This is a genomic window from Amphritea atlantica (genome assembly GCA_024397875.1).
Lineage (GTDB): Bacteria > Pseudomonadota > Gammaproteobacteria > Pseudomonadales > Balneatricaceae > Amphritea > Amphritea atlantica_B.
Genome location: CP073344.1, coordinates 3,822,748 through 3,847,543, shown reverse-complemented (window position 1 = coordinate 3,847,543; position 24,796 = coordinate 3,822,748). Strand labels below are relative to the sequence as shown.

General features: G+C 51.7%; 17 protein-coding genes. 14 read left to right on the top strand and 3 right to left on the bottom strand.

Features of this window, described 5'->3' with window-relative positions; translation table 11 throughout:
* Positions 1–68: 68 nt before the first annotated feature.
* Positions 69–2,270, bottom strand: a complete 2,202-nt coding sequence (locus KDX31_17765) for a primosomal protein N' (protein ID UTW03149.1) — start codon at positions 2,268–2,270, stop codon at positions 69–71.
* Between the two features lie 210 nt (positions 2,271–2,480).
* On the opposite strand from KDX31_17765, the gene rpmE reads away from it, so the two are divergent.
* Both rpmE and KDX31_17755 read left to right on the top strand, forming a co-directional pair.
* Positions 2,481–2,696: a 50S ribosomal protein L31 gene (rpmE, locus tag KDX31_17760; GenBank protein ID UTW03148.1), complete on the top strand. Its 216-nt coding sequence runs from the start codon at positions 2,481–2,483 to the stop codon at positions 2,694–2,696.
* Positions 2,697–2,975: 279 nt separating this feature from the next.
* Positions 2,976–4,247, top strand: coding sequence for a malate dehydrogenase (locus KDX31_17755; protein ID UTW03147.1), 1,272 nt, complete (start codon positions 2,976–2,978; stop codon positions 4,245–4,247).
* A gap of 130 nt (positions 4,248–4,377) precedes the next feature.
* Here the strand turns inward: KDX31_17755 and KDX31_17750 are convergent, their stop codons facing one another.
* Positions 4,378–6,900 carry a penicillin-binding protein 1A gene (locus KDX31_17750; GenBank protein UTW03146.1) on the bottom strand — a complete coding sequence of 841 codons (2,523 nt, stop codon included), beginning with the start codon at positions 6,898–6,900 and terminating at the stop codon, positions 4,378–4,380.
* A 153-nt stretch (positions 6,901–7,053) separates the two neighbouring features.
* Here KDX31_17750 and KDX31_17745 point away from each other — a divergent pair, with 153 nt between their 5' ends.
* The 12 genes from KDX31_17745 (at position 7,054) to can (ending at position 23,297) form a co-directional block, all read left to right on the top strand.
* Positions 7,054–8,115: a pilus assembly protein PilM gene (locus KDX31_17745; GenBank protein ID UTW03145.1), complete on the top strand. Its 1,062-nt coding sequence runs from the start codon at positions 7,054–7,056 to the stop codon at positions 8,113–8,115.
* A gap of 5 nt (positions 8,116–8,120) precedes the next feature.
* The gene (locus KDX31_17740) at positions 8,121–8,669 is read left to right on the top strand and encodes a PilN domain-containing protein (protein ID UTW03144.1); all 549 of its coding nucleotides are present in this window, start codon (positions 8,121–8,123) and stop codon (positions 8,667–8,669) included.
* A 1-nt stretch (position 8,670) separates the two neighbouring features.
* Complete coding sequence (locus KDX31_17735; protein UTW03143.1) at positions 8,671–9,273, top strand: type 4a pilus biogenesis protein PilO; 603 nt, start codon at positions 8,671–8,673, stop codon at positions 9,271–9,273.
* Positions 9,257–9,805 (top strand): pilus assembly protein PilP, encoded by a 549-nt coding sequence (locus KDX31_17730; protein UTW03142.1) that lies wholly within the window; start codon positions 9,257–9,259, stop codon positions 9,803–9,805. Before KDX31_17735 ends, KDX31_17730 begins: the two co-directional genes overlap by 17 nt.
* A 5-nt stretch (positions 9,806–9,810) precedes the next feature.
* A complete protein-coding gene (gene pilQ / locus KDX31_17725) occupies positions 9,811–11,916 on the top strand; it encodes a type IV pilus secretin PilQ (protein UTW03141.1) in 2,106 nt (701 codons plus the stop codon).
* Between the two features lie 34 nt (positions 11,917–11,950).
* Positions 11,951–12,445, top strand: a complete 495-nt coding sequence (aroK, locus tag KDX31_17720) for a shikimate kinase AroK (protein UTW05442.1) — start codon at positions 11,951–11,953, stop codon at positions 12,443–12,445.
* A gap of 13 nt (positions 12,446–12,458) precedes the next feature.
* Positions 12,459–13,535, top strand: coding sequence for a 3-dehydroquinate synthase (gene aroB, locus KDX31_17715; protein ID UTW03140.1), 1,077 nt, complete (start codon positions 12,459–12,461; stop codon positions 13,533–13,535).
* Between the two features lie 12 nt (positions 13,536–13,547).
* Positions 13,548–15,185 (top strand): AAA family ATPase, encoded by a 1,638-nt coding sequence (locus KDX31_17710; GenBank protein ID UTW03139.1) that lies wholly within the window; start codon positions 13,548–13,550, stop codon positions 15,183–15,185.
* Between the two features lie 174 nt (positions 15,186–15,359).
* The gene (gene gltB, locus KDX31_17705) at positions 15,360–19,814 is read left to right on the top strand and encodes a glutamate synthase large subunit (GenBank protein UTW03138.1); all 4,455 of its coding nucleotides are present in this window, start codon (positions 15,360–15,362) and stop codon (positions 19,812–19,814) included.
* A 72-nt stretch (positions 19,815–19,886) separates the two neighbouring features.
* The gene (locus KDX31_17700; GenBank protein ID UTW03137.1) at positions 19,887–21,308 is read left to right on the top strand and encodes an FAD-dependent oxidoreductase; all 1,422 of its coding nucleotides are present in this window, start codon (positions 19,887–19,889) and stop codon (positions 21,306–21,308) included.
* 145 nt (positions 21,309–21,453) lie between these two features.
* Positions 21,454–22,518, top strand: a complete 1,065-nt coding sequence (hemE, locus tag KDX31_17695; protein ID UTW03136.1) for a uroporphyrinogen decarboxylase — start codon at positions 21,454–21,456, stop codon at positions 22,516–22,518.
* A 53-nt stretch (positions 22,519–22,571) separates the two neighbouring features.
* A complete protein-coding gene (gene can / locus KDX31_17690; protein ID UTW03135.1) occupies positions 22,572–23,297 on the top strand; it encodes a carbonate dehydratase in 726 nt (241 codons plus the stop codon).
* A 70-nt stretch (positions 23,298–23,367) separates the two neighbouring features.
* On the opposite strand, the gene KDX31_17685 is transcribed toward can, so the two are convergent.
* The gene (locus KDX31_17685) at positions 23,368–24,642 is read right to left on the bottom strand and encodes an aminotransferase class I/II-fold pyridoxal phosphate-dependent enzyme (protein UTW03134.1); all 1,275 of its coding nucleotides are present in this window, start codon (positions 24,640–24,642) and stop codon (positions 23,368–23,370) included.
* Positions 24,643–24,796 lie beyond the last annotated feature (154 nt).

Here is a 24,796-nt window from a genome sequence, read left to right as displayed (position 1 = left end):
GTAAAAAAGACCGCGTATTATCCCTTTTCGTCCGCGTTTTGTTAACCCCTGAAGGGGGTTATTTGTGGCTAAAGCATATCCACTGGATCAACATCCACAGACCAGCGAACTTTGCGTGCCTCCGGATCGCCTTCTGCTTCCCGGATAATGTTTTGCAGCTGTTGATGCAGGGCTTTGCGATCGCGGCTTTGCAGCACTAGTTGGGCTCGGAAAAGGCCGGCGCGTTTTTCCATCGGTGAGGGCAGTGGACCAAGCCATTGAATGCCCTGAGGCTGGAGAATGTCAGGTTCGAGCAGGTCTCTGAGTTTGCGGAGGGCGCGTTCGGCCATCCCCGGGTGGCGGGCCTCCGCTCTGAACATTGCGCAGTGCATCGATGGCGGTAAATGAGCGGCGATTCGTTGACTGAGTTCCTGTTGCGCAAAGGCCTGGTAGCCTTCGGTGACCAGACTGGTGATCGTAGGATGATCGGCGTGGTGGGTCTGCATCACGACTTTTCCAGGATGGTCGGCTCTGCCCGCCCGCCCGGCGACTTGTAAAATAAGCTGAGCGGTGCGCTCCATGCCTCTGAAATCAGCACTGAACAGGCCGCTGTCGGCATTCAGAATGGCGACCAGCGTGACTTTGGGGAAATGGTGCCCCTTTGCCAGCATCTGAGTGCCAATCAGAATGCAGGGAAGCCCCTGATGGACCCGATCCATGATCTGTTGCATGGCGTTTTTACGTTGAGTGGTGTCTCTGTCGACCCGGATCACTGGAAAACCAGGGAACAGCTTTTGCAGGGCTTCTTCGGTGCGTTCGGTGCCCGCGCCCACGGGTTTTAGTTCTGTGCTGCCACAGCTGTTGCAGGTGGTCGGGACCGGGCGCTGGCTGTCGCAGTGGTGGCAGTGCAGGTGAAAGGGTTTGCGGTGCAGGGTCATATGCGCATCGCAGCGATTGCAGTCGGCCAGCCAGCCGCAATCGTGACACATCAGGGTCGGGGCAAAGCCTCTGCGGTTAAGGAATATAAGCACCTGGGTGCCCTGTTTCAGGTGGTCCTTTATCTGTTGGACAAGGGGGGCTGATAATCCGTCCTGCAGGGGCAACTGGCGAATATCCAGCAGTTCAAATTTTGGCGGTAGAGCGTTGCCCGCTCGCTGATTTAATTTTAACCACTGATAACGCCCCTGTTGAGCATTATAGAGGCTTTCAATGGCCGGGGTGGCTGTGCCCAGTACGACCGGAATCTGCTCAAAATTGCCGCGCATCACCGCCAGATCGCGTGCGTTATAACGAAACCCATCCTGCTGCTTGAATGAGGTGTCATGCTCTTCGTCGATAAATATCACCCCGGGGAATTTCAATGGCGTGAAGATCGCAGAACGGGTGCCGATGATTATCCGGGCAACACCTTCCCGGGCCTGCAGCCAGGCATCGAGCCGCTGGCGGTCCGTCAGGTTTGAGTGCAGAACCACGACCGGCAGATTAAAGCGGGCCTTAAAACGGGCTACTGTCTGAGGTGTCAGACCAATCTCTGGTACCAGTATCAGTGCCTGCTTCCCCTGGCGGATAAAGTGCTCTATCGCCTGCAGGTAGACTTCGGTTTTACCTGATCCGGTCACGCCCTGTAGCAGAAAGGTTTTGAAGCCATCCGCCGTAATGATGGCGTGAACTGCCTGTTGCTGTTCCGCGTTCAGCGTCAGCGGCGCTTCATGGAGTGGCTGATTGTCGTGGTGACCGTGATCCGGTTTATGTATAAAGGACTCCGCAAGTGCTTTATCGGTCAGTTTTTTCAACAGCGTAGTTTGTCCGCCTTCTGCGCGTATCGCATCCTCGCTGATGCCGTTGGGGTGCTCCAGCAGTAGTAGCAACAGCTCCCGTTGTCGGGCGGCAGTTTTACCGAGTTGGGAGATGTCGGCATCCGCAGTTGCCCGCCACAGGTGCTGGTGGGCATATTCACAGGGATCGCCTTTGCGAAGCAGCACCGGCAGAGCCTGACTCAGGGCGTCTCCCAGAGGGTGTTGATAGTAGTTTCCTGCCCAGCGCGCCAGTTTTAATATTGACTCCGGCATTGGCGGTGTTTCGTCGAGCACAGCGATTGCTGCCTTGAGTTTATCCGGGGGAACTTCCGTATGCTCGGTTACTCTGATCAGCACGCCGGTGACCTCTCTGCGGCCAAACGGTACCTTTACCCGCACGCCGGGTCTGAGCGACTCAGGTGAGCATCCTTGCGGCGGTCGGTAATCGAACAGACGGCGCAGAGGAGAGGGTATGGCTAGTTGCAGGTAAGGCATTAAAGAGGAGATCCACATCAGGAACAGATGCCACAGTGTATGTCTTTTTGTTTTCGCTGTTAACCAGTGGTTGTTTTAGTGTTGTGAAAGGCTTGCTGGGGCTGAAAACTGCGCGTATAATGTCCGGCCTTAATCCTATAGGCTTAATTGCCTGCATGCGGTGCCCGGCAAGAGATCGGGTGGCGGCATACAAAACAACTGAGGTTTCAGATGAAAAAAGATATCCATCCAGAATACTCCGAGATCAGCGCTAGCTGCTCTTGTGGAAACGTTGTAAAGACGCATTCGACTGTTTGTAAAGACATCCATATCGACGTATGCAGTCAATGCCACCCGTTCTATACCGGTAAGCAGAAAGATGCGACTACTGGTGGTCGTGTTGATCGCTTCAACAAGCGTTTCGGCGGACGTGGTCTTAAGAAGTAAACGATTCCGTATTATGAAAAAAGGCACCCTTTGGGGTGCCTTTTTTGTTTCTGGTGAATTCAGACTGATTTATATAAAACTTTAGCATAACTGGGCAGATCCCCTGATTTTGCTGGGTAATTCTTTTGTAAATTCTGCGTACTCCGGCAAAAGTAGTAGAAAATACACTAAATATCGAGAAAATTTCAGAGATATGGGCTGTTTTGGCAGTTGAGCACAAAGGATCTTTTCTATATGATTCGATCTCCGAATTTTTATAACTAAGTTGGAACCGCGACCATGTCTGAAGATATGAAACAAGCTGCACTCGATTATCACGAGTTCCCTCGCCCGGGTAAGATCAGTGTTGAGCTGACTACTTCTGCTGAGTCTGCCCGCGACCTGGCGCTGGCTTACAGCCCAGGTGTTGCTGAGCCTGTACGTGCCATAGCAGAAAACCCTGATAACGCTTATCGCTACACCGCTAAAGGTAATCTGGTAGCTGTTATTACGAATGGTACTGCTATTCTGGGTCTTGGCGATCTGGGGCCTTTGGCGTCCAAGCCTGTTATGGAAGGTAAAGCGCTGTTGTTTAAGCGGTTCGCCGGAATTGATTCTGTCGATATCGAGGTTGACTCTGAAAGTCCTCAGGCTCTGATCGATACCGTTGCCCGTATTGCTGATACCTTTGGCGGTATCAATCTGGAAGATATTAAAGCGCCGGAATGCTTCGAGGTTGAGCGTGCTTTGATCGAGCGTTGTAATATTCCTGTTTTCCATGATGATCAGCACGGTACTGCTATTGTTACCGCTGCCGGTATGATTAATGCTCTGGAAATTGCCGGTAAGAAGCTGGAAGAAGCTCAGGTTGTCTGCCTTGGCGCGGGTGCTGCGGCGCATGCTTGTATGAAACTGCTGGTGAATATGGGTGCTAAGGTCGAAAATATCTTTATGATTGACCGTACCGGTGTTATTCATTCAGGTCGTGAAAATCTGACCCCTGAGAAGGCTGCATTTGCCTCTGAGACTGATAAGCGTACGCTGGATGATGCTATTGAGGGCGCCGATGTGTTTGTTGGCCTGTCAGGGCCAAACCTGCTGAGTGGAGAGCAGCTGGCTAAGATGGCGCCGACGCCTGTCGTGTTTGCCTGTGCTAACCCTGATCCTGAAATTAAGCCTGAGCTGGCTCACTCTGTTCGTGATGATGTCATCATGGCAACGGGTCGTTCTGATTACCCTAACCAGGTTAATAACGTGCTGGGTTTCCCTTTCATCTTCCGTGGAGCGCTGGATGTTCGAGCCTCTGCAATTAATGAAGAGATGAAAGCCGCTGCGGTACGCGCTTTGGCAGATCTGGCCAAAGAGCCTATTCCTCAGGATGTGCTGGATGCTTACGAGCTGAGCTCTCTGGAATTTGGTCCTCAGTATATTATTCCTAAGCCGACAGACTCTCGTCTGCTGGGCGTTGTGTCTCAGGCCGTGGCTCAGGCTGCGATCGATTCAGGTGTTGCTCGTCTGCCGTTGCCTGCGCATTACCCGCTGACAACTGTTGATGCTCTGCTTAACCGCTAAGTTAAGTCGTTACTGAAAAAAACCCGGCATTGCCGGGTTTTTTTGTATCTGAGGGTTTTGGTGTCTCACTCGACTCGCGATTCTTAATAATGCAGTCTGTCAGGCTGAGACGAAATTCTTGTATGATCCCTCAGAAAATTTCCTCTGTTTGGGTTGTCCCTGTTGTATTAGTCAGCGCTGGATTGTGGGCAGCTTCAGTGGGTATGCTTGCTTCAGGGAATATCTCGAAAATAGCGTCTTCCTGTCCCGGGTAAGCGAGTAGTCCGGTTTTCGGGTCGATTCTGATGCTTACCAGTCCATCGGGCTGGGCGATAGGCTGGTCAGGGCTGTTGGTTAGTGCGGCTTCCATGAACTCAATCCAGACGGGTAAAGCTGCGGTGCCTCCGAACTCGCTTCTGCCAAGGGTTGATGGCTGATCAAAGCCGATCCATGCGGTCGCCACAATATCTTTGTTGAAGCCTGAGAACCATGCATCTTTCTGATCGTTGGTTGTGCCGGTTTTGCCCGCCAGGTCTGAGCGTTGCAGTACCAGGGCTCGCCGGCCGGTGCCCCGGGCGATAACATCCTGCATGATGTTGTAGATCATATAGGCTGTCTGGGGTTGCATAATTCGCTCTGCTACCGGGAAGGTTGTTACCTGCTGCCCGGTTTGCGGACTTTCTGTCGGTAACTGTTCGCTGGCAGGTTGAGTGCTGTTTTGGGTCTCGGCCTGAGTGGGGGTGATTGCGTTGCCAGTGATCTCTGTTTGCAGTGGTATCTGTTTAAAGTCCCGCGGTGGGGCGGATTTGTCAGCGATGTACGTGCACTCAGGACATACTGTAACAGGTTGGGCCTGATAGAGAATATTGCCGTCAGAGTCTTCAATCCGGGCAATAAAGTAAGGGCTGACTTTAAAACCCTGATTGGCCAGTCCGGCATAGCCTGTAACCAGTTCCAGTGGTGTCATGTCTGCGCTGCCCAGAGATAAGGACAGGTTATGAGGCAGACGGTCTTTATCAAAGCCGAACCGGGTCAGGAACTCAGTGGCCGTGTCGATTCCGATTGAGCGGAGGATGCGAATGGAAACCAGATTTCGGGATTTGTAAAGCGCCTCCCGCAGGCGGGTGGGGCCATAGAACTTTTTGCTGTAGTTTTGTGGTCTCCAGTTGGACTCCAGATTGTTGTCATGGAAAACCACCGGGGCATCGTTAATCAGGGTTGCCGGTGTATAGCCCTGCTCCAGCGCTGAGGCATAAATGAAGGGTTTGAGGTTTGATCCCGGCTGGCGTTTTGCCTGAGTTGCCCGGTTGAACTTGTTGTGGTTGAAGTTAAAGCCGCCGACCAGGGCTCTGATGGCGCCATTTTGGGGGGACAGGGCGCTCAGTGCGCCTTCGACACGGGGGATCTGGGACAGGCGCCAGCTGTTCTCGCTGAGCTCTCTGACCCGTATCAGATCGCCGGGAGAGAAAATATCAGCAGCCTGGGTGGGTTTGCTGCCCCGACGGTTAGGTCCTTTATATTGTCGCGCCCACTGCATATTTTCCCATGTCAGAGTGGCGGGTCCGTGATCTTTGATGTAGAGCTGCGCCTGTTGCTCGTCAGTGCTGATTACCAGTGCCGGCTGGAGTGAACCGTAAGTGCGTTGCTGCTCCAGAGTGGCGGTAATGTTTTCTTCCGTGAGTGATGTGGTTGCTGCGGGCTTTTCCGGGCCGAAATAGCCGTGCCTTTCGGTATAGGCGATCAGGCCATCCTCAACGGCCTGGTTGGCTGCGGCCTGCATAGTGCTGTTAAGGGTTGTGTAAACTCTGAAACCGTTGGTGTATAAGCTGTCGTTAAAATATTGATATAGCTCATTGCGAACCATTTCAGCGACATAGGGAGCGTATAGTTCAATCTGGGTGCCGTGATACTCTGCGCTAACGGGTTCGTTCTTAGCGGTTTCATAATCTTCATCATTGATAAAGCTGAGGCTGTGCATCCGCTTCAGAATCCAATTACGGCGTTCCAGTGCGCGACTGGGGTTGGTGATTGGATTGTATGCTGAAGGCGCTTTGGGAAGGCCTGCAATCATGGCGACCTGAGCCAGGCTAAGTTGATCGATATCCTTGCCGTAGTAAATGTTGGCGGCTGCCTGAATGCCATAGGAACGGTGACCCAGATAGATCTTATTGATATATAACTCGAAAATTTCCTCTTTGGTCAGTTCCTGCTCAATGCGCAGTGAGAGGAGAATCTCATTGAATTTGCGGACAAAGGAGCGTTCTCTGGTCAGAAAATAGTTTTTCGCGACCTGCATTGTAATGGTGCTGCCGCCGCTTTGAATCTGGCCGGTGCTGGCCAGCTGGAATACCGCCCGGAACAGTCCCTTGATATCGATGCCAATATGATCGAAGAAATTGCGGTCTTCCGCCGCCAGCAGGGCATTGATGTAATTTTGAGGAATCTGATTAAAGCTGATGGGGGTGCGGCGTTTTTCACCAAACTCAGAGACCAGTTTGTTATCCTCAGAATAGATTCTGAGCGGGGTCTGGAGTTGGACGTCTCGCAGTGTTTCGACATCGGGTAGCTTGGGCGCATAGTAAAAATACGCCGTAGCCAATGCCAGGCTTCCGATAACACAGCCCAGTATGGTGAGTTTAACGCTGATTTTGAGTAACGATGTCAATAGTTTCATGTTAAGTTGTTTAAAGTTAAGTTTTTTGTTGCCGAGTTATTATATCTGTAAGAAAGTGTCAGCCACTAGTGAAACAGTGGTTTAATTTTTGATGAAACCGCGCTAGAGTCAATTACGCTCGGTTTATGCGGGATTTTTTAAGGATAATTTACTGTGCTTAGCTTTCTTAGCAAACAGGAAAAAGGATGGGTCGGCATAGATATCGGCTCATCTTCAATAAAAATGGTGGCACTATCAAAGCGCGGGAAGGGACTACGTCTTGACTCGTACGCTATTGTGCCTTTGCCCTCAACTGCCGTTATAGAGAGCAGTATTCAGGATATCAGTCAGGTATCTGAAGCTGTCGAGAAAGGGTTGAAGATTTGCGGCGGCGGGCTTACTACCTGCGTTGCCGCGGTGCCTTCCTCCGCTGTAATTGCTAAGACGCTCCAGTTGAGTAATGCGTTCACTGACTTTGAACTTGAAGAGCAGGTTAAGCTTGAAGCGGATCGTTTTATACCCTACCCCCTGAACGAAATCGCTCTGGACTTTGAAGTGCTGGGGCCTTCTGAAAACAGTCCGCAACTGAATGATATCCTGCTGGTTGCCTGTCGTCGCGATGATGTTGAGATGCGTGAGGATGCGATCAACAGCAGTGGTCTGAAGTGTGAAGTGGTCGATGTCGATCGTTTTGCCACAGAGCGTGTCGTCAGTTTGCTTGATCAACCTGGGAACGCAGCCGATCAGCTTATCGGACTGGTTGATATCGGCGCATCAACCCTCACCCTGAACGTGTTCAAAAACGGCAAGATCGTTTATGACCGGGAACAGGCGTTTGGTGGGAATGACCTGAGTAATGTGATTCACCAGCAGTCAGGGCTGGAGGCTGGCGAGGTGGAGCACCTTTTGCGCAGCGGAGAGCTTTCTGAAGACCTCAAACAGAGTGTGGTGTTGCCTTTCCGGAGCACAGTTTCACAACAGGTTTCCCGTTCACTGCAGTTTTTCTACTCATCCGGACCGCATAATGAACTGAGTAAACTCTATATTCTGGGGGGGACTGCGGCGATAGAGGGGTTGGCGGAGCAGATGCAGGCTGAGGTCGGTGTACCGGTTGAAGTCGCTAATCCGTTTGCAGGTCTGGATTTTGACTCGAAAATAAATGCAGACCGGCTGCGTCAGGATGCTCCGACCCTGGTAAAAGCCTGCGGTCTTGCGTTACGAAGCTTTGAAGGGTAGCGACTATGGCAAAGATAAATTTAAGGGCCTGGCGCGAAGAACAGTCTGCCGAGAGGCAAAAACAGTTCCTTGTGAATCTGGTTGCTGCTGCATTTATTGCCGCCGTTGTAGTATTTCTGATCGGTTTCTATATCGATATGCAAACGGATCGGCAAAAAACGCGCAATAGCTTTTTACGCAGTGAAATTGCGCAGCTGGATAAGCAGTTGGCAGATATTAAACAGTTGAAAGAGCAGCGAGCCCGGCTGATTGCTCGTCTGAATGCTATCCAGGAGCTGCAGGGAACGCGTCCCCTGATAGTTCGGAGCTTCGATGAGATGGTCCGGGTACTGCCTGATGGCTTGTACTATCAGTCGCTGAGCCGAAAAGGCAATGTCATAAGCCTGGACGGGCGTGCTGATAAAAGTGACGATGTGTCGAGCCTGATGCGACATATTTATGCCAGTGTCTGGTTTGGTGAACCTAACCTCCATAAAGTGGCGAATGATGGCAAGATGAAGAGATTCAATCTCACCGTTCCGGTGTTAAAGCCCTCCCTGGAAGAGGTGAACTGATATGGCAATGGATGCATTAAAAAACAGCTTTAAAGGGTTTGATGCCGATAATCTTGACATTAGCATGGCGGGTAACTGGCCAGTTGGCATTAAGGTAATCGCTTACTTACTGGTTTTTTCGCTGGTCGTTGGCGCCGGTGTATATTTTTATATTACCGATAAAGAGAAAAGTCTTGATCGGGAAGTGCGTCAGGAAAGCGGTCTCAAACAGCAGGTTTCGGTGAAGATGACGCAGGTCGCTAGTCTGGACCAGCTTCGCGAACAGATGAAGGATGTTCAGGGGCGCTTTGCTGAGTTGCTTAAACAGCTGCCCACAGAGAAAGAGGTGCCTGGGTTGTTGGAGGATATTACCGAAATAGGCCATTCCAGTGGTCTTGATATTCAGTCAATAGCGCTCGGTGCTGAGCGAAAGAATGAGATTTTTATTGAGCTTCCGATCAATATACAGGTGAGCGGAACATATCACCAGATGGGTCAGTTCGTCAGCGGTGTCGCGGCAATTCCACGCATTGTGACGCTGCATGACTACGCTATAAAACCGGCTGGAAATCAGCTGAATATGACAATCAGTGCAAAGACTTATCGCTATGATGATACCCAGTAAACGTTTGCGTTTTCTTATTTTTGTCCCCTTTCTTCTGGGCGGTTGTGTCTGGATTGAGGATGTCAGTGATCTGCGTAGTTTTGTTGCGCAGGAGAAACAGAAAAAGAGTGTTAAGGTGGAGCCTCTGCCTGAATTTAAGCCCTATCATAGCTTTGTCTATGAGGGGGCGAGTATGCGCAGTCCCTTTAAGCCGTTAGTGTCTATAGCTGCACTGGATGCCGGGGATGGTGTCGTTACACAGGGGGATAGCGGAATAAAGCCTGATGTCGATCGTGAGAAGACCTATATGGAAACTTTTTCACTGGATAATCTTTCGATGGTTGGCAGTATCAAAATGAGTGCGGATGGTTCTCGCTGGGCGCTGATCAGGGATACCAAGGGTGAAGTGCACCAGATATCCATTGGTGATTATATGGGGCTGGATTACGGCAAAGTGGTTGCTGTTAACAGTGATAATGTTGAGCTTATTGAGATTGTTACAAACGGCCGGGGTGGTTGGATGCGACGTCCCCGTAGTGTGGTGATGGATTGATGACGATGATGGTGAATACTGTGAATAAGAATATTCAGGCGGGTAAGCTGACGTACTCCGCGCTCGCTAAGATGGCGGGAATGGTCATCGGGTTGTGGATGCTGGCTTTTAATGTATTAGCAGCGGATGCGAAACTAATGGCATCCTCTTTTGTTGCGCTTCCTGACAATAAGCTTGAGGTTCGCTTTGATTTTGATGTTCCTCCCGCGCTGCCTAAGGCCTATATGACCAACAGTCCTGCCCGGCTGGTTCTGGATATGTGGGGGGTTGAAAATACCCAGGATACCCGCTTACTGAGTGTAGAAAACGGTAATGTCGATAAGATTAACTTTGCTCAGGTCGCGGGTCGGCTGAGGGTCGTCGTAGATCTGTTCGAGGCCTCGGCTTTTGAAACCCGTACCGATGGTAATAGCCTGTTCCTGACGGTTGGTGATCAGGGAATGGCTAAGCAGGAGGTTGTTAAAGTCAGTAAAAGTGTGGCCGCAGACTCCACCGCCAAGCCAGTCGTATCCGATAAAACCCGGATAGAAGGGGTCGATTTCGAGCGGACGCCTGAGGGCGCTGGAAGGGTTGTGGTTTCTCTGTCAGATGATCGTGCCGGTGTCGATGTTATAGAAGAGGGTAATAATGTCGTTGTTAATCTTCTGGGTGTGGATCTTTCTGCCAGTATGCAGAACCGCATTGATGTTCAGGACTTTGCGACTCCGGTCATGTTTATCGATTCAATGGCCTCCGGTGAGAATGTATCAATTCTGATCAAGCCATCGCCTGAGCCATACGACTATATGGTTTATCAGACAAACAATCAGCTGGTCGTCGATCTTAAGCCGGTGACTCAGGCCGAGCTGGATAAAATTGAGCAGGAACGCTTTCCGTATCAGGGTGAGCGGATCGATCTGGATTTCCAGAACGTAGAAGTGCGTTCTGTGCTGCAAATCCTTGCCGAAGTGGCCGAGATGAACCTGGTTGTCAGCGATAATGTCGGCGGTAATATCACCCTGCGTTTGAAGAATGTTCCCTGGGATCAGGCGCTGGATCTTATCCTGACCACCAATAAGCTCGATAAGCGCGAAATGGGTAATGTGCTGTTGATCGGTACCGCCGAGGAGATTAAAGAGCGTGAACGGGTTGAATTGGAGAGCAGTAAGTCTATAGAAGAACTGGCGCCCCTGCGAACTGAGTTTATCCAGGTCGATTTCAGAAAGGCCACTGATATGGTTTCTCGTCTCAATGAGGCTAAACTGGTATCTGAGCGGGGGTTTCTGCTTGCCGATGATGAAACCAATGTGCTGATGGTGCGAGAAACAGCCAAGCGAATCGAAGAGATTCGTGCAACCCTGCGTCGCTTCGATACCGAGGTTGCTCAGGTGTTGATTGAAGCGCGCCTGGTAACGGCCAATAGCACTGTATCGCAAGACCTGGGGGTTAAGTGGGGGCTGGGATACGGTGATACAGACTCATCGGGTAATGCAATCTCCATTGGTAGTGATATCGCTGGTGTGTCATCCCCGGGAACAGTACCCAGTGGTTTGATGGTTGATCTTGGTGCCGGGGTGACCTCACCAGCATCGGTTGCGATTGGTTTAGCATCCAATAGTGCTTTGTTGCAGCTTGAGCTTTCTGCGCTGGAGACTGATGGCAAGATAGAGGTGATTTCTCAACCGAAAATCATGACCACCAACGGTAAAGCTGCCATGATCGAGTCTGGTAAAGAGATCCCGTATCAGACTGTTGAAGATGGCGAAGTGAATGTCGAGTTTAAAGATGTGGTACTGTCACTGGAAGTTACTCCGCGAATCAATCCTGGCGATCGCATCGCAATGGATCTTGTGATTCATAAGGATTCGATTGGTGAACAGTTGGATAATGGCGATATCAGTATTATCAAGAATGCCCTGGAGACCTCGGTTGTGGTGCCCGATGGACAGACCATCGTGCTCGGTGGGGTGTTTGAGAATGAGACTTTTGAAGTTGTGAACAAGACCCCGCTGCTGGGTGATATACCCGTGCTTGGAGCGCTGTTTCGGAATAAGTCGAAGTCAAATACGAAGACAGAGTTGTTGATTTTTATCACGCCTAAACTGGTACGTGAGTCTCTGTCGGCTCAGTAAGGTTGTTGTATTGAATATATTTCTAATTGGCCCTATGGGAGCTGGAAAAAGCACCATAGGGCGTCTTCTTTCTCACGAGCTGAAACTAAGATTTGTGGACTCCGATAAAGTAATAGAGGAGCGTGCCGGAGCCGATATTCCCTGGATTTTTGATGTGGAAGGTGAAGACGGGTTCCGGGACCGGGAAGCTCATGTTATCGATCTGTTGAGTGCTGAGGATAATCTGGTGCTGGCCACCGGTGGTGGCGCAGTATTGCGTCAGGATAATCGTTCAAACCTGCAGGGGCGCGGCACAGTAGTTTATCTGCAGGCTTCGGTAGCGCAGCAGCTGGAGAGAACCGCCCGGGATAAAAACCGGCCTTTACTGCAAACCCCTGATCCCGAGACTGTACTCAATCAACTGATGGAACAGCGGCACCCCCTTTACCTGCAGGTGGCGGATGTTGTCATCGACACTGAACGCCGTAACCCCAAAGCGGTAGTTACTGATATAATGGCGGAGCTTCGCGCACAGCAAATAGTTAAATAGAGAAAAGCCCGCCATGCAAACCCTGAATGTCGATCTTGGTGATCGTTCCTACCCTATCTTTATCGGAGCCGACCTGTTTCGTTCTGCCAACCTGGCACCTTATATCAGAGGTAATCAGGTTTTGATCGTCAGCAATGAAACAGTCGCTCCCCTGTATCTGGATCAGTTGAAAGCAGTGTTGCCTCCGGTTCAGATCGACGATGTGATTCTTCCCGATGGCGAGCAGTTTAAAACGCTGGAACAACTGAATGCTGTGTTCGATCGCCTGCTTGAATGCCGGCATAACCGGACCACGACACTGATCGCGCTGGGAGGAGGCGTTATTGGTGATATGACCGGTTTTGCGGCTGCCTGTTATCAGCGAGGTGTAAATTTCATCCAGATTCCTACCACGCTGCTCTCCCAGGTTGACTCGTCGGTGGGGGGGAAGACCGGGGTTAATCATCCGCTCGGTAAGAATATGATAGGCGCCTTTCATCAGCCGCAGGTGGTTCTGGCCAGTGTCGATGTGTTGCGTACTCTGCCGGATCGTGAGTTATCGGCGGGGCTGGCGGAGGTGATAAAGTATGGGCTGGTTTATGATGCTCGTTTTCTTGACTGGCTGGAAAAAAATATGTCCGGGCTGGTTGGACGTGATACTTCACTGCTGAGCTATGCAATCTATCGTTCCTGTGAGCTGAAAGCCGAAGTAGTGGCGCAGGATGAAAAAGAATCCGGTGTTCGTGCATTGCTTAATCTGGGACATACATTTGGCCATGCGATTGAGTCTTGTCAGGGGTATGGCAACTGGCTCCATGGTGAAGCCGTGGCTGCTGGAACCGTCATGGCTGCAGATCTGTCACAGCGTCTTGGCTGGATCAGCAGCGATGATTATCAGCGGGTTGTACGGATCATGAAAATGGCAAATCTGCCGGTTGAAGCGCCACAGGGTATGACTTCAGAAGATTTTATGACGCTGATGGCTGTGGATAAGAAGGTCATCGACGGGCAACTTCGCTTGATTTTGCTGAAGGCGCTGGGCAGGGCTGTGGTTACTGACCAGTTTGACCCTGCGTCGTTACAGCACACCCTTACCCGCTTCGCGTCATAAAGGAGCATGCAGATGGCGGATCTTCAGGGACGTGGTGTTGAGGCGCTGGCTGATGCATTTGCCAGTGCAGAGCAGCGTAAAAATTTCTTTTTTGAACCCTCTTCCCGGCTCCAGTTACTGGAGAAACTGGAGCATCTGAGTCGCTTCAGTGATTTTTTGTTGCTGGTGACCGGCCCGTCCGGGGCAGGTAAAACGACTCTGATTCAGCAGCTCCAGGCAGCTGAGAGCGATCGGACTTTACGGCTTTGCGCGATCGATGGCAGTAAGGCAAACGGATTAAGCGCAGTGCTGATCTCGCTGAGTGAACAGCTGAGTCCCGAGCTGGATACTCAGGTCGATAACCAGCAGATGCTGAATGCTATTTACAGCTTTGCTCAGGTCATGGCTGTCGAAAATATTCAATGGGTCATCATTATTGATAATGCTGACCTGCTGGAAAGTCCGGTTGTTCAACTTCTGTTACAAATGCTGAGCGAAGCTCAGGGGTTACCTGTTAAGCCACATCTGTTGATTGCGGCAGGCGACGGCTTTCACGAGCGGCTTCAGACGTTTGACGAGTATGCGTTGCTGGAGTCTCAGGTTCATCAAGTGGTGCTGGAGCCGTTAACCTTCAGCGAAGCCCAGAGTTACCTGCTGCAGCGTTACAGCGCCTCGGCTTCCCTGACCGAGAAGCAGCTACAGGCTGTTTATGACGCATCAGGTGGATATCCGGGCCGGCTTAATCAGCAGATAGAGTTGCTGTTTCGGTCAGGTACGGTAAAAAAATCAACTGAATCAGCGGGGCTTTCTCGTGTTCACTTGGCCAGTATTGCTGCTGTTCTGCTGGTTGTGCTGGTGGGTGGTTTGTGGCAATACTGGCCGGAAAGTGACGCCGGTACGACCCGCACGCAGGTGCAGATAGAGGTGCCGATAGAAGCCGGTCCGGTGATCGCTTCTGCAGCGGATGCGACTCAGGTGCCGGAAGTTACTTTCAGTCAGCCCGGGGCAGATCAGGATGTAGCAGCCCCCTCGGCACAGCTGTTGGCGGATAATAAGCCGATCATGGCGCCATCGCGGGTAGTCGTGCCGGAAACAACAGAAGTTCAGGCTGCAGAGAAAATAGTATCTCAGGAAACTGTTCCTCCGGTAATAGTGCCTCAGGAAGAGGTAGTTGCCGCTGAAAAGGCACAGGATATCGTTGTAACTAAAGCGCCTGAGGCTAAGCCTGTAACAAAATCAACAACCAGTGCCACATCAAAACCGGCGGTGACTGTTATTCCGGCGGAACCTAAAACGGTTAAAGTGGTAAAGCCTGAGCCTGCGCGCAAGACTACCCCGGTTGCAACAACAGTGGCTGCTGAAAGCCGGCTGACCGAAGCAGAGGAAAGTCTGATGCGCTGGCCGGCCAGCGGTTATACTCTGCAGATGTTGGGAGCTGGCGTGCGCAAAAGTGCGGAACAGTTTATCCGTGCGCAGGACGAGCCTCAAAAGTTTTATATGTTTCAGACTCGCTATAAAGGTAATCCTTGGTTTGTGGTAGTCTATGGGCAGTATAAAGACCGGGATGCGGCAAGTGCTGCAAGTGCGTCACTGCCTTCAGCGCTTGCTAAGCTGAAGCCCTGGGCGAGGACTATTCAGGGGATTCAGGCAGATCTGTCGGCCAGAAAGTAGTATTTTTTTGTATTGCCAGCGCAAACAAAAAATTTTTCTGTATTGCTTATAATTTGTCCTTCCCCCCCTCGCTGTGTAAAATACCTGTCCCTTTTTCTCTGCATTCACAACTGTGGCTGAAATTTGGTGGATGTAATATACTGATAATTAAGAACTTTTTGGTGGGATTCGTTTATGAGCATAGGTCTGTATCGCCCTGGTGAGTTCAAAGACAACTGTGGTTTTGGCCTGATGGCCCATATGCAAGGTGAACCAAGCCACAATGTATTGTTGAAGGCGATTGAAGCACTTGCATGTATGACCCACCGTGGTGGGATCGCGGCTGATGGCAAAACCGGAGACGGCTGCGGGTTGCTGATGCAGAAGCCGGATGTGTTTCTGCGTACGGCGGCAAAAAGCGAGCTGGGTGTTGAGCTGGGTGACAGTTATGCCGTGGGTATGGTGTTTTTGTCAAACGAGCCGACGCTGGCTGCGGCAGCACGGGATGTGTTGAATAACGAACTGGTGGCGCAAGGACTGAATGTCGCAGGTTGGCGGATTGTGCCGACAGATCCAAGCTGTCTTGGACCGATAGCAAAGGATACCTTGCCGCAGATAGAGCAGGTTTTTGTTACAACTGATAAAGCGGATCGTGAATTTGCGGTCAGTCTCTATACAGCCCGGCGTAAGGCTGAAATTGCTCTGAGTACAGACCCGGATTTTTATATCTGCAGCCTGTCAGATAAAGTTATCTCCTATAAGGGGCTGACAATGCCGGTGGATCTGCCGGTGTTCTATAAGGATCTCAGCGATGAGCGTCTGGAAACGGCCATCTGTACCTATCATCAGCGCTTCTCTACCAACACGGCTCCACGCTGGCCACTGGCTCAGCCGTTCCGCCTGCTGGCTCATAATGGCGAGATAAACACGATTGAGGGGAACCGTAACTGGTCCCGTGCCCGCTCAAGTAAGTTTGCAACTGAGCTGCTACCCAACGTTGATGAGCTTCAGCCAATCGTTAATACCACCGGTTCCGATTCGTCCAGCATGGATAATATGCTGGAATTCCTGCTGATCGGGGGTATGAACCTGTACCGTGCGGCACGTATGATCGTGCCTCCTGCATGGCAGAATGTTGATACCATGGATGCTGAGCTGCGCTCATTCTATGATTACAACTCCATGCATATGGAGCCCTGGGATGGTCCTGCCGGAATGGTAATGACCGATGGCCGCTTTGCCGTCTGTATGCTGGATCGCAATGGCTTACGCCCCTCCCGCTGGGTTATGACCAAAGATGGCTTGATCTGTACCGCTTCCGAGATCGGTGTGTTTGACTATAAACCTGAAGATGTTGTATCTCAGGGGCGTGTCGGACCGGGTCAGATTCTCTCTATTGATACTCAGACCGGTGAAGTACTGCATACCGCTGATGTCGATGACCGTCTTAAAAAAGCGCAGCCCTATAAAAAATGGATGCGTGAGAATGCGCTGCCTTTAGAGCAGACCATGAACCTGACTGAAGAGTCCCAGTCTTTCTGTGAAATGACCCCGGAAGAGGTTAAAACGCACATGAAGATGTACCAGGTCACCTACGAGGAGCGTGATCAGGTATTGCGTCCTTTGGGTGAAACCGCGATGGAAGCGGTGGGCTCTATGGGTGATGATAAGCCGATGGCGGTGTTGTCATCAAAAGTTCGCTCGGTATTTGATTATTTTCGTCAGCAGTTCGCTCAGGTAACCAATCCACCAATCGATCCGCTGCGTGAAGCGATCGTTATGTCACTGGAAACGTGCATCGGTGCCGAGCGTAACGTATTTGAAGAGACTCCGGAGCACGCCCGCCGGGTTATCCTTACCTCGCCAGTATTGTCTGCCAGTAAGTTTCTGCGGTTGAAGAACAATACCGTTGAAGGGTTTGGTGTTGCCCAGATTGATCTGAATTACGATCCTGAGGTTATGGGTCTTAAAGAAGCAATTGAGTCGGTTGCTGACCAGGCTGAACAACTGGTTCGTTCCGGCAAAGTTATTATCATTCTGTCTGATTTTGCGATTGTACAGGGGCGGCTACCCATCCATGCGGCGATGGCGACCGGTGCAGTGCATCACCGCCTGATCAATACCCGACTTCGTGCTGATGCCAACATTGTTGTTGAGTCCGGTACGGTGCGAGATCCTCACCATTTTGCTGTCCTGTTTGGTTTCGGTGCCACTGCGGTTTATCCATACCTGGCCTACCGTGTACTGACCGATCTCTGTGCCACTGGCGAAATGCAGATGAACTGGCTCGACAGCCACGAGAACTATCGTAAAGGCATCAAGAAAGGCCTGATGAAGATCCTCTCGAAGATGGGTATCTCGACCATTGCCTCATACCGTGGCGCACAGCTGTTTGAAGCGGTAGGGATTAACTCCGAAGTCGTTGATCTTTGTTTCCCCGGCGTTGCCAGCCGTATTGAAGGCGCTGATTTCAGTGATTTCCAGCTCGATCAGAAGAGTCTGGCTGCTGAGGCCTGGGTTGCCCGTAAGAAGATTCAACCGGGTGGCTTGTTAAAGTATGTGCATGGCGGTGAATACCATGCGTATAACCCGGATGTTATTCGCACCATTCATACTGCTGTTCGAAGTGGTAATCCGGCTGACTATCAGGCCTATGCCGATCTGGTGAATAAGCGCGGTGTCGCAACTATTCGTGACCTGATGGGATTGCGAAAAGATGTTAAACCGATTGCGCTGAGTGAAGTTGAACCGGCAGAGCAATTGTTCCCCCGTTTTGACTCCGCGGCGATGTCGCTGGGAGCACTGTCACCTGAGGCGCATGAGTGCCTGGCAATGGCAATGAATGAGCTGGGTGGGCGTTCCAACTCCGGTGAGGGCGGTGAAGATCCGGCCCGTCACGGCACTAATAAACGTTCCAAGATCAAGCAGGTGGCTTCCGGTCGTTTTGGTGTCACCCCGGAATACCTGATCAATGCCGATGTGATGCAGATCAAGGTGGCTCAGGGTGCTAAGCCCGGTGAGGGTGGTCAGCTGCCGGGCGGTAAGGTTAACAGCCTGATCGCTCGTCTGCGCTACTCGGTACCGGGTGTGACGCTGATATCACCACCGCCGCATCATGATATCTATTCGATTGAGGATCTGGCACAGCTGATTTTCGACCTGAAACAGGTAAATCCAGAAGGTCTGGTGTCGGTGAAGCTGGTGTCCCGTCCGGGTGTTGGTACTATCGCGTGTGGTGTTGCCAAGGCCTACGCTGACCTGATTACTATCTCTGGCTATGATGGTGGTACAGCGGCAAGCCCGCTGACTTCTGTGCACTATGCCGGTTCCCCGTGGGAGCTGGGATTGGCTGATGCGCATCAGTCGCTGCGGGGTAACCACCTGCGAGGCAAAATCCGTCTGCAGACGGATGGCGGCCTGAAAACCGGTCTGGATGTTGTTAAAGCCGCCATTCTCGGTGCAGAAAGTTTTGGTTTCGGTACCATGCCGATGGTGGCTGTGGGATGTAAATATCTGCGTATCTGTCACCTCAATAACTGTGCCACCGGCGTCGCAACACAGAATGATGAGCTGCGGGATAACTATTACCGTGGCACAGTGGAGATGGTTAAGAATTACTTCCGCTTTGTTGCTGAAGAAACCCGTCAGTGGATGGCATCAGTTGGTGTGCGGAGTCTGGAAGAGCTGGTGGGTCGTGTCGATCTGCTGGAGCTGCTGGAGGGTACTACTGCTAAGCATGGCAAGCTGGACCTGTCACCGCTGGTGTCGGATGCCGGTATTCCGGCAGAGTATCCACAAACCTGTCAGGTAGCGCATAACGATCCTTACGATACCGGTGCGCTGAACAGCCAGATGCTGGAGCTGGCTACACAGCCTATTGCGGATAAGTCGGGCGGGGTGTTTGAGCTGCCTATTACTAACTGTGACCGCTCTGTCGGTGCGCGGACATCGGGGGCCATTGCAAGGGTCCATGGAAATCTGGGCATGTCTGATGCGCCGCTTCGTTTTAACTTTACCGGTCATGCGGGTCAGAGTTTCGGTGTCTGGAACGCAGGCGGTCAGGAGCTTTACCTGAAAGGCGATGCCAACGATTACGTCGGTAAGGGCATGGCGGGTGGTAAGATCGTTATTAATCAGCCGGATGTGGTCACCTATGCCAGCAACGAAACCGCCATTATCGGTAATACCTGCCTCTATGGTGCTACCGGCGGTACTCTGTATGCTGCCGGTTGTGCTGGCGAGCGCTTTGCGGTGCGAAACTCCGGTTGTCATGCCGTTATCGAAGGTGCCGGTGATCACTGTTGTGAATATATGACCGGCGGTCTGATTACCGTGCTGGGCCAGACAGGTTACAACTTCGGTGCAGGTATGACCGGCGGCTTCGCTTACGTGCTGGATATGGACAACACCTTTGTTGATAAGTACAACCATGAGCTGGTGGATATCCATCGGGTTGCTCCACAGCATATGGAAGAGTACAAAAATCACCTGCGCTCGGTAATCATCGGTTTTGTTAAAGAGACCGGTAGTGACTGGGGTCAGCAGATTGTTGAAAACTTAGATGATTATATCGGTCGTTTCTGGCTGGTTAAGCCGAAAGCGGCAAGTCTGGGGGAGCTGCTGACTGATATGCGCTCCCGTCCGGAGTAATGGGTTCATCGAACAGGTGTTTAGTTATAGCTGTGTCTGCCTGCGGGCAGGCACTATTAGGCGGGGTGAAGAATGTCTGAACGTCTGAAGAATGATTTTCAGTTTCTGGAAGTAGAGCGTCAGGGACCAAATAAGATAGAAGCGGACATCCGTAAGCAGCAGTTTGCTGAGATCTATGAACCGTTTAACTCGGAAGATGCGTCTGAGCAGTCGCACCGTTGTCTCGAGTGTGGCAATCCATACTGTGAGTGGAAGTGTCCGGTACACAACTACATTCCGAACTGGCTCAAGCTGGTCTCAGAAGGCAATATTATTGAAGCGGCAGAGCTGAGCCATCAGACCAACTCATTGCCAGAAGTTTGTGGTCGGGTATGTCCGCAGGATCGTCTGTGTGAAGGTGCCTGTACGCTGAATGATGAGTTTGGTGCCGTGACAATCGGCTCCGTTGAGAAGCATATTACCGATACCGCGTTTGCCATGGGCTGGCGTCCGGATATGAGCAAGGTGCCGGTTACGGATAAAAAAGTAGCAGTCATTGGTGCTGGTCCTGCGGGCCTGGCGGCGGCTGATATACTGGTACGTAACGGCGTTAAGCCAGTGGTATTTGATCGTCATCCCGAGATTGGTGGTCTGCTGACCTTCGGTATTCCAGAGTTTAAGCTGGATAAAGACGTCATGGTTCGCCGGCGTGAAGTGTTCGCCGGGATGGGGGTTGAGTTTCGTCTGAACACTGAAGTGGGTAAAGATATCCAGATGCAGGAACTGCTTGATCAATATGATGCGGTGTTCCTGGGTATGGGGACCTATACCTACATGAAGGGTGGCTTCCCGGGTGAAGAGCTTCATGGCGTATACGATGCGCTGCCGTTCCTGATCTCGAACGTCAACCGCTGTCTGGGCTTCGAAAAAGATGTGGCGGACTATATCGGTGTAGAGGGTAAGAATGTTGTCGTTCTGGGTGGTGGTGACACTGCGATGGACTGTAACCGGACCTCTATTCGTCAAGGCGCCAGTAGCGTTACTTGCGCCTATCGCCGTGATGAAGCGAACATGCCGGGCTCTAAGCGTGAAGTTGAGAACGCCCGTGAAGAGGGTGTTCAGTTCATGTTTAACCGTCAGCCTGTCGAGGTTGTCGGTGATGCAGGCAAAGTGACCGGTGTTAAGGTTGTTACCACGCAGATGGGAGAGCCCGATGAGAATGGTCGCCGTCGTCCCGAAGTGGTTGCCGGCAGCGAAGAGGTGTTGCCTGCGGATGCTGTGCTAGTGGCTTTTGGTTTCCGTCCAAGCCCCTCTCCATGGTTTGCCGAGTTTGGTATCGAACTGGAGCAGGATGGCCGGATCAGGACGTCTGCGGATGAAGCGTTCGCCTTCCAGACCAGCAATGAGAAAGTGTTTGCCGGAGGCGATATGGTGCGCGGTTCTGATCTGGTGGTAACCGCCATTGATGAGGGACGCAAGGCTGCCGAAGGCATTCTGGATTATCTCAAAGTGTAAATGATCGTGTCAGGAAAAGGTCGCCTGCTCAGGCGGCCTTTTTTATTTGTGATTTACTTACAAGCGAACCTGCAGCAGTTGTTCGCTCCTGCCTGTAAAAACCTGTAAAATGCCCCCAGTTTTGAATCTGAGTCGAGAATATGTAATGGCTGAACTGAAGAATGATCGTTTTCTGCGCGCGCTAATGCGCGAGCCTGTCGATGTAACACCGGTATGGATGATGCGTCAGGCGGGGCGTTATCTGCCTGAATACCGCGCCACTCGGGCCCAGGCAGGCGATTTCATGAGCCTGTGTAAAAACAAAGAGCTGGCCTGCGAAGTGACCATTCAGCCGCTGGAGCGCTATGCTCTGGATGCCGCTATTCTGTTTTCCGATATTCTCACTATTCCGGATGCGATGGGACTGGGGCTGTATTTTGAAGCGGGTGAAGGCCCTAAGTTTAAAAAGATTATCCGCACTGAAGCCGATGTGGATGCATTGCCGGTACCCGACTCTGCCCGTGATCTGGATTACGTGATGGATGCGGTGAAAACCATCCGTTCTGAACTGAATGGCCGGGTACCGCTGATCGGTTTCTCTGGCAGCCCATGGACTCTGGCAACCTATATGGTTGAGGGTGGCTCCAGTAAAGATTTCCGTCATATCAAACAGATGATGTATGCGACGCCCGAAGTGATGCACCAGCTGCTCGACAAGCTGGCGCAGTCAGTGACCGATTACCTCAATGAGCAGATTCGCAGTGGCGCCCAGGCGGTGCAGATTTTTGATACCTGGGGGGGCGCTCTGAGTGGCCCGATGTATCAGGAATTTTCACTGAAATATATGCAACAGATTGCCAATGGTCTGATCCGTGAAAATGAGGGACGTAAAGTGCCTCTGATTATGTTCACCAAAAATGGTGGTCAGTGGCTCGAAGCGATGGCTGAGTCCGGTGCGGATGCGCTGGGTCTGGACTGGACGACCAATATTGATGATGCCCGCGCCCGGGTGGGTGATAAGGTCGCTCTGCAGGGTAATATGGATCCGTCAGTATTGTACGGTACCCCGGAACGTATCCGTGCTGAAGTAGCCGATATCCTGGCCCGCTATGGCAGTGGCCCGGGACATATATTTAATCTGGGCCATGGTATCCATCAGTTTGTGGACCCGGCGCAGCCGAAGATCTTCGTTGATGCGGTGCATGAGCTCAGTGCTCAATACCACGTTTAACCAACAGTTTATAAAGAGGGCCTAAAGCCCTCTTTTGCTATGTAACCGAAAAAATGAAACGACTGACGCAACTTTTAGAAAGTAATCGCCAATGGGCTGAGCAGATCAGCCAGGATGACCCCCTTTTTTTTGAAACGCTGGCTCAACAGCAGGCCCCGGAGTATCTCTGGATCGGTTGTTCTGACAGCCGGGTGCCTGCCAACGAAATAGTGGGAATGTTGCCGGGTGAGCTGTTTGTACACCGTAATGTATCCAATCTGGTTATCCATACCGACATGAACTGTCTCTCGGTGATTCAGTATGCAGTGCAGGTGCTGAAGGTTAAGCATATCATGGTGGTCGGGCACTACGGCTGTGGTGGTGTGAAGGCCGCGCTGGAAAGTACGCCTCATGGGCTGATCGATAACTGGCTCCGGCAGATTCGGAAGGTCAATCAGAAGCATCGTGAACTGTTGTCGGCCTGGGATCACTCCCATCAGCAGCTTGACCGGTTGTGTGAACTGAATGTGATCGAGCAGGCCTTTAATGTCTGTGAAACCACCATTGTTCAGGATGCCTGGGCGCAGGGACAGGATCTGACAGTGCATGGCTGGATCTATGGTTTGAATGATGGCTTGGTGAACGATCTTGAGTTTAATGCCGCCGATGCCGGCGAGGTTGAAGAGCAGTATGGTATGGCGATCAGTAAGATTGAAACCCTGCGGCAGCTGGCCAGAGCTTCAGAGAAAGGGCATAACGCCCGGACTTTGTGGGACCGGGTGCGGAAGATCTTTAACTAAGTGTTGTGGACGTTTCGCTAATAAAAAGCCTCGCAGTGCGAGGCTTTTTTTATGCTTTGCCGGCGTCAGATTACCGGGCGGCTTGCAGCGCTTGCTCCAGATCTGCCAGCAGGTCATCGATATGCTCGATACCGACGGACAGACGCACCATGTCGGGGGTTACACCGGCGGATTTAAGTTCTTCATCATTCAGCTGTCGGTGCGTGGTTTCAGCCGGAATGGATGCCAGAGATTTACAGTCACCGATATTCACCAGACGGGTGAACACGTTCAGGGCGTCGTAGAAGCTACAGCAGGCTTCGCGACCCCCTTTAACACCAAAACTGAGGATACCTGAGGCGCGACCGCCCATATATTTCTTTGCCAGAGCATAATCTTTGTGGTTTTCCAGACCGGCATACTTAACCCAGTTCACCTGATCATGGTTTGCCAGATACTCGGCCACTTTCTGCGTGTTTTCACAGACACGCTCCATCCGCAGTGCCAGGGTTTCTATCCCTTGTAGCAGCAGAAAGGCGTTCATCGGAGACAGGGCTGCGCCGGTGTTTCTCAGTGGTACAACCCGGCAGCGGCCGATAAATGCCGCAGGGCCGAAGGCTTCAGTGTAAACCACGCCGTGGTATGACACATCGGGGGTATTCAGTAGCGGGAAACGGTCGGCGTGGTCCGCCCAGGGAAATTTGCCGGAGTCGATAATAACACCGCCGATGGAGTTGCCGTGACCGCCAATATATTTTGTGGCAGCCTGAACAACGATATCAGCGCCATGCTCAATCGGGCGCCACAGGGCCGGACTGGCGACAGTGCTGTCAACGATCAGTGGCAGGCCATGTTTGTGGGCCAGCTCAGCGAGGGTCTCGATATCGGCAATACCGCCAGATGGGTTGCCGATCGATTCGCAATAGATGGCGCGGGTACGGTCATCAATCTGCGCTTCCATAGCGGCGAAGTCATCTTTGTTAGCAAAACGAACTTCAATGCCCTGGCGTGGCAGCGTATGGGCAAACAGGTTGTAGGTTCCGCCATACAGCTCACTGGTGGCGATGATGTTGTCGCCAACTTCAGCGATCGTCTGAATTGCGTAGGTAATCGCCGCCATACCTGAGGCGACTGCCAGTGCTGCAACGCCGCCTTCCATCGCCGCGACCCGCTGTTCCAGGACATCGGTAGTAGGGTTCATGATGCGGGTGTAGATATTGCCGGGAACCTTCAGATCAAACAGATCTGCGCCATGCTGCGCGTTATCAAACGCATAGGAGGTGGTTTGATAAATAGGTACGGCGACCGCTTTAGTCGTTTCTTCCGGGCTGTAACCGCCATGTATAGCAATCGTTTCCAGTTTCATCTGAAGCTCCTCATGAACAATATGATACGTCTGTAATCATTTTTTTTTCTGCATTACGTAGCGCATGATTGTAGCCCTTCAGCTGAATAAATAAAGTTCTCTTTGGTTCAAGGTGGCAGAGGGTTCCGATAGAATGCTCTGATCTATTCGCAGG

Coding starts and splice junctions, on each gene's coding strand:
- KDX31_17765 (UTW03149.1), bottom strand. CDS start 2,270: ATGCCTTACCTGCAACTAGCCATACCCTCTCCTCTGCGCCGTCTGTTC.
- rpmE (UTW03148.1), top strand. CDS start 2,481: ATGAAAAAAGATATCCATCCAGAATACTCCGAGATCAGCGCTAGCTGC.
- KDX31_17755 (UTW03147.1), top strand. CDS start 2,976: ATGTCTGAAGATATGAAACAAGCTGCACTCGATTATCACGAGTTCCCT.
- KDX31_17750 (UTW03146.1), bottom strand. CDS start 6,900: ATGAAACTATTGACATCGTTACTCAAAATCAGCGTTAAACTCACCATA.
- KDX31_17740 (UTW03144.1), top strand. CDS start 8,121: ATGGCAAAGATAAATTTAAGGGCCTGGCGCGAAGAACAGTCTGCCGAG.
- KDX31_17735 (UTW03143.1), top strand. CDS start 8,671: ATGGCAATGGATGCATTAAAAAACAGCTTTAAAGGGTTTGATGCCGAT.
- KDX31_17730 (UTW03142.1), top strand. CDS start 9,257: ATGATGATACCCAGTAAACGTTTGCGTTTTCTTATTTTTGTCCCCTTT.
- pilQ (UTW03141.1), top strand. CDS start 9,811: ATGATGGTGAATACTGTGAATAAGAATATTCAGGCGGGTAAGCTGACG.
- aroK (UTW05442.1), top strand. CDS start 11,951: ATGGGAGCTGGAAAAAGCACCATAGGGCGTCTTCTTTCTCACGAGCTG.
- aroB (UTW03140.1), top strand. CDS start 12,459: ATGCAAACCCTGAATGTCGATCTTGGTGATCGTTCCTACCCTATCTTT.
- KDX31_17710 (UTW03139.1), top strand. CDS start 13,548: ATGGCGGATCTTCAGGGACGTGGTGTTGAGGCGCTGGCTGATGCATTT.
- gltB (UTW03138.1), top strand. CDS start 15,360: ATGAGCATAGGTCTGTATCGCCCTGGTGAGTTCAAAGACAACTGTGGT.
- KDX31_17700 (UTW03137.1), top strand. CDS start 19,887: ATGTCTGAACGTCTGAAGAATGATTTTCAGTTTCTGGAAGTAGAGCGT.
- hemE (UTW03136.1), top strand. CDS start 21,454: ATGGCTGAACTGAAGAATGATCGTTTTCTGCGCGCGCTAATGCGCGAG.
- can (UTW03135.1), top strand. CDS start 22,572: ATGAAACGACTGACGCAACTTTTAGAAAGTAATCGCCAATGGGCTGAG.
- KDX31_17685 (UTW03134.1), bottom strand. CDS start 24,642: ATGAAACTGGAAACGATTGCTATACATGGCGGTTACAGCCCGGAAGAA.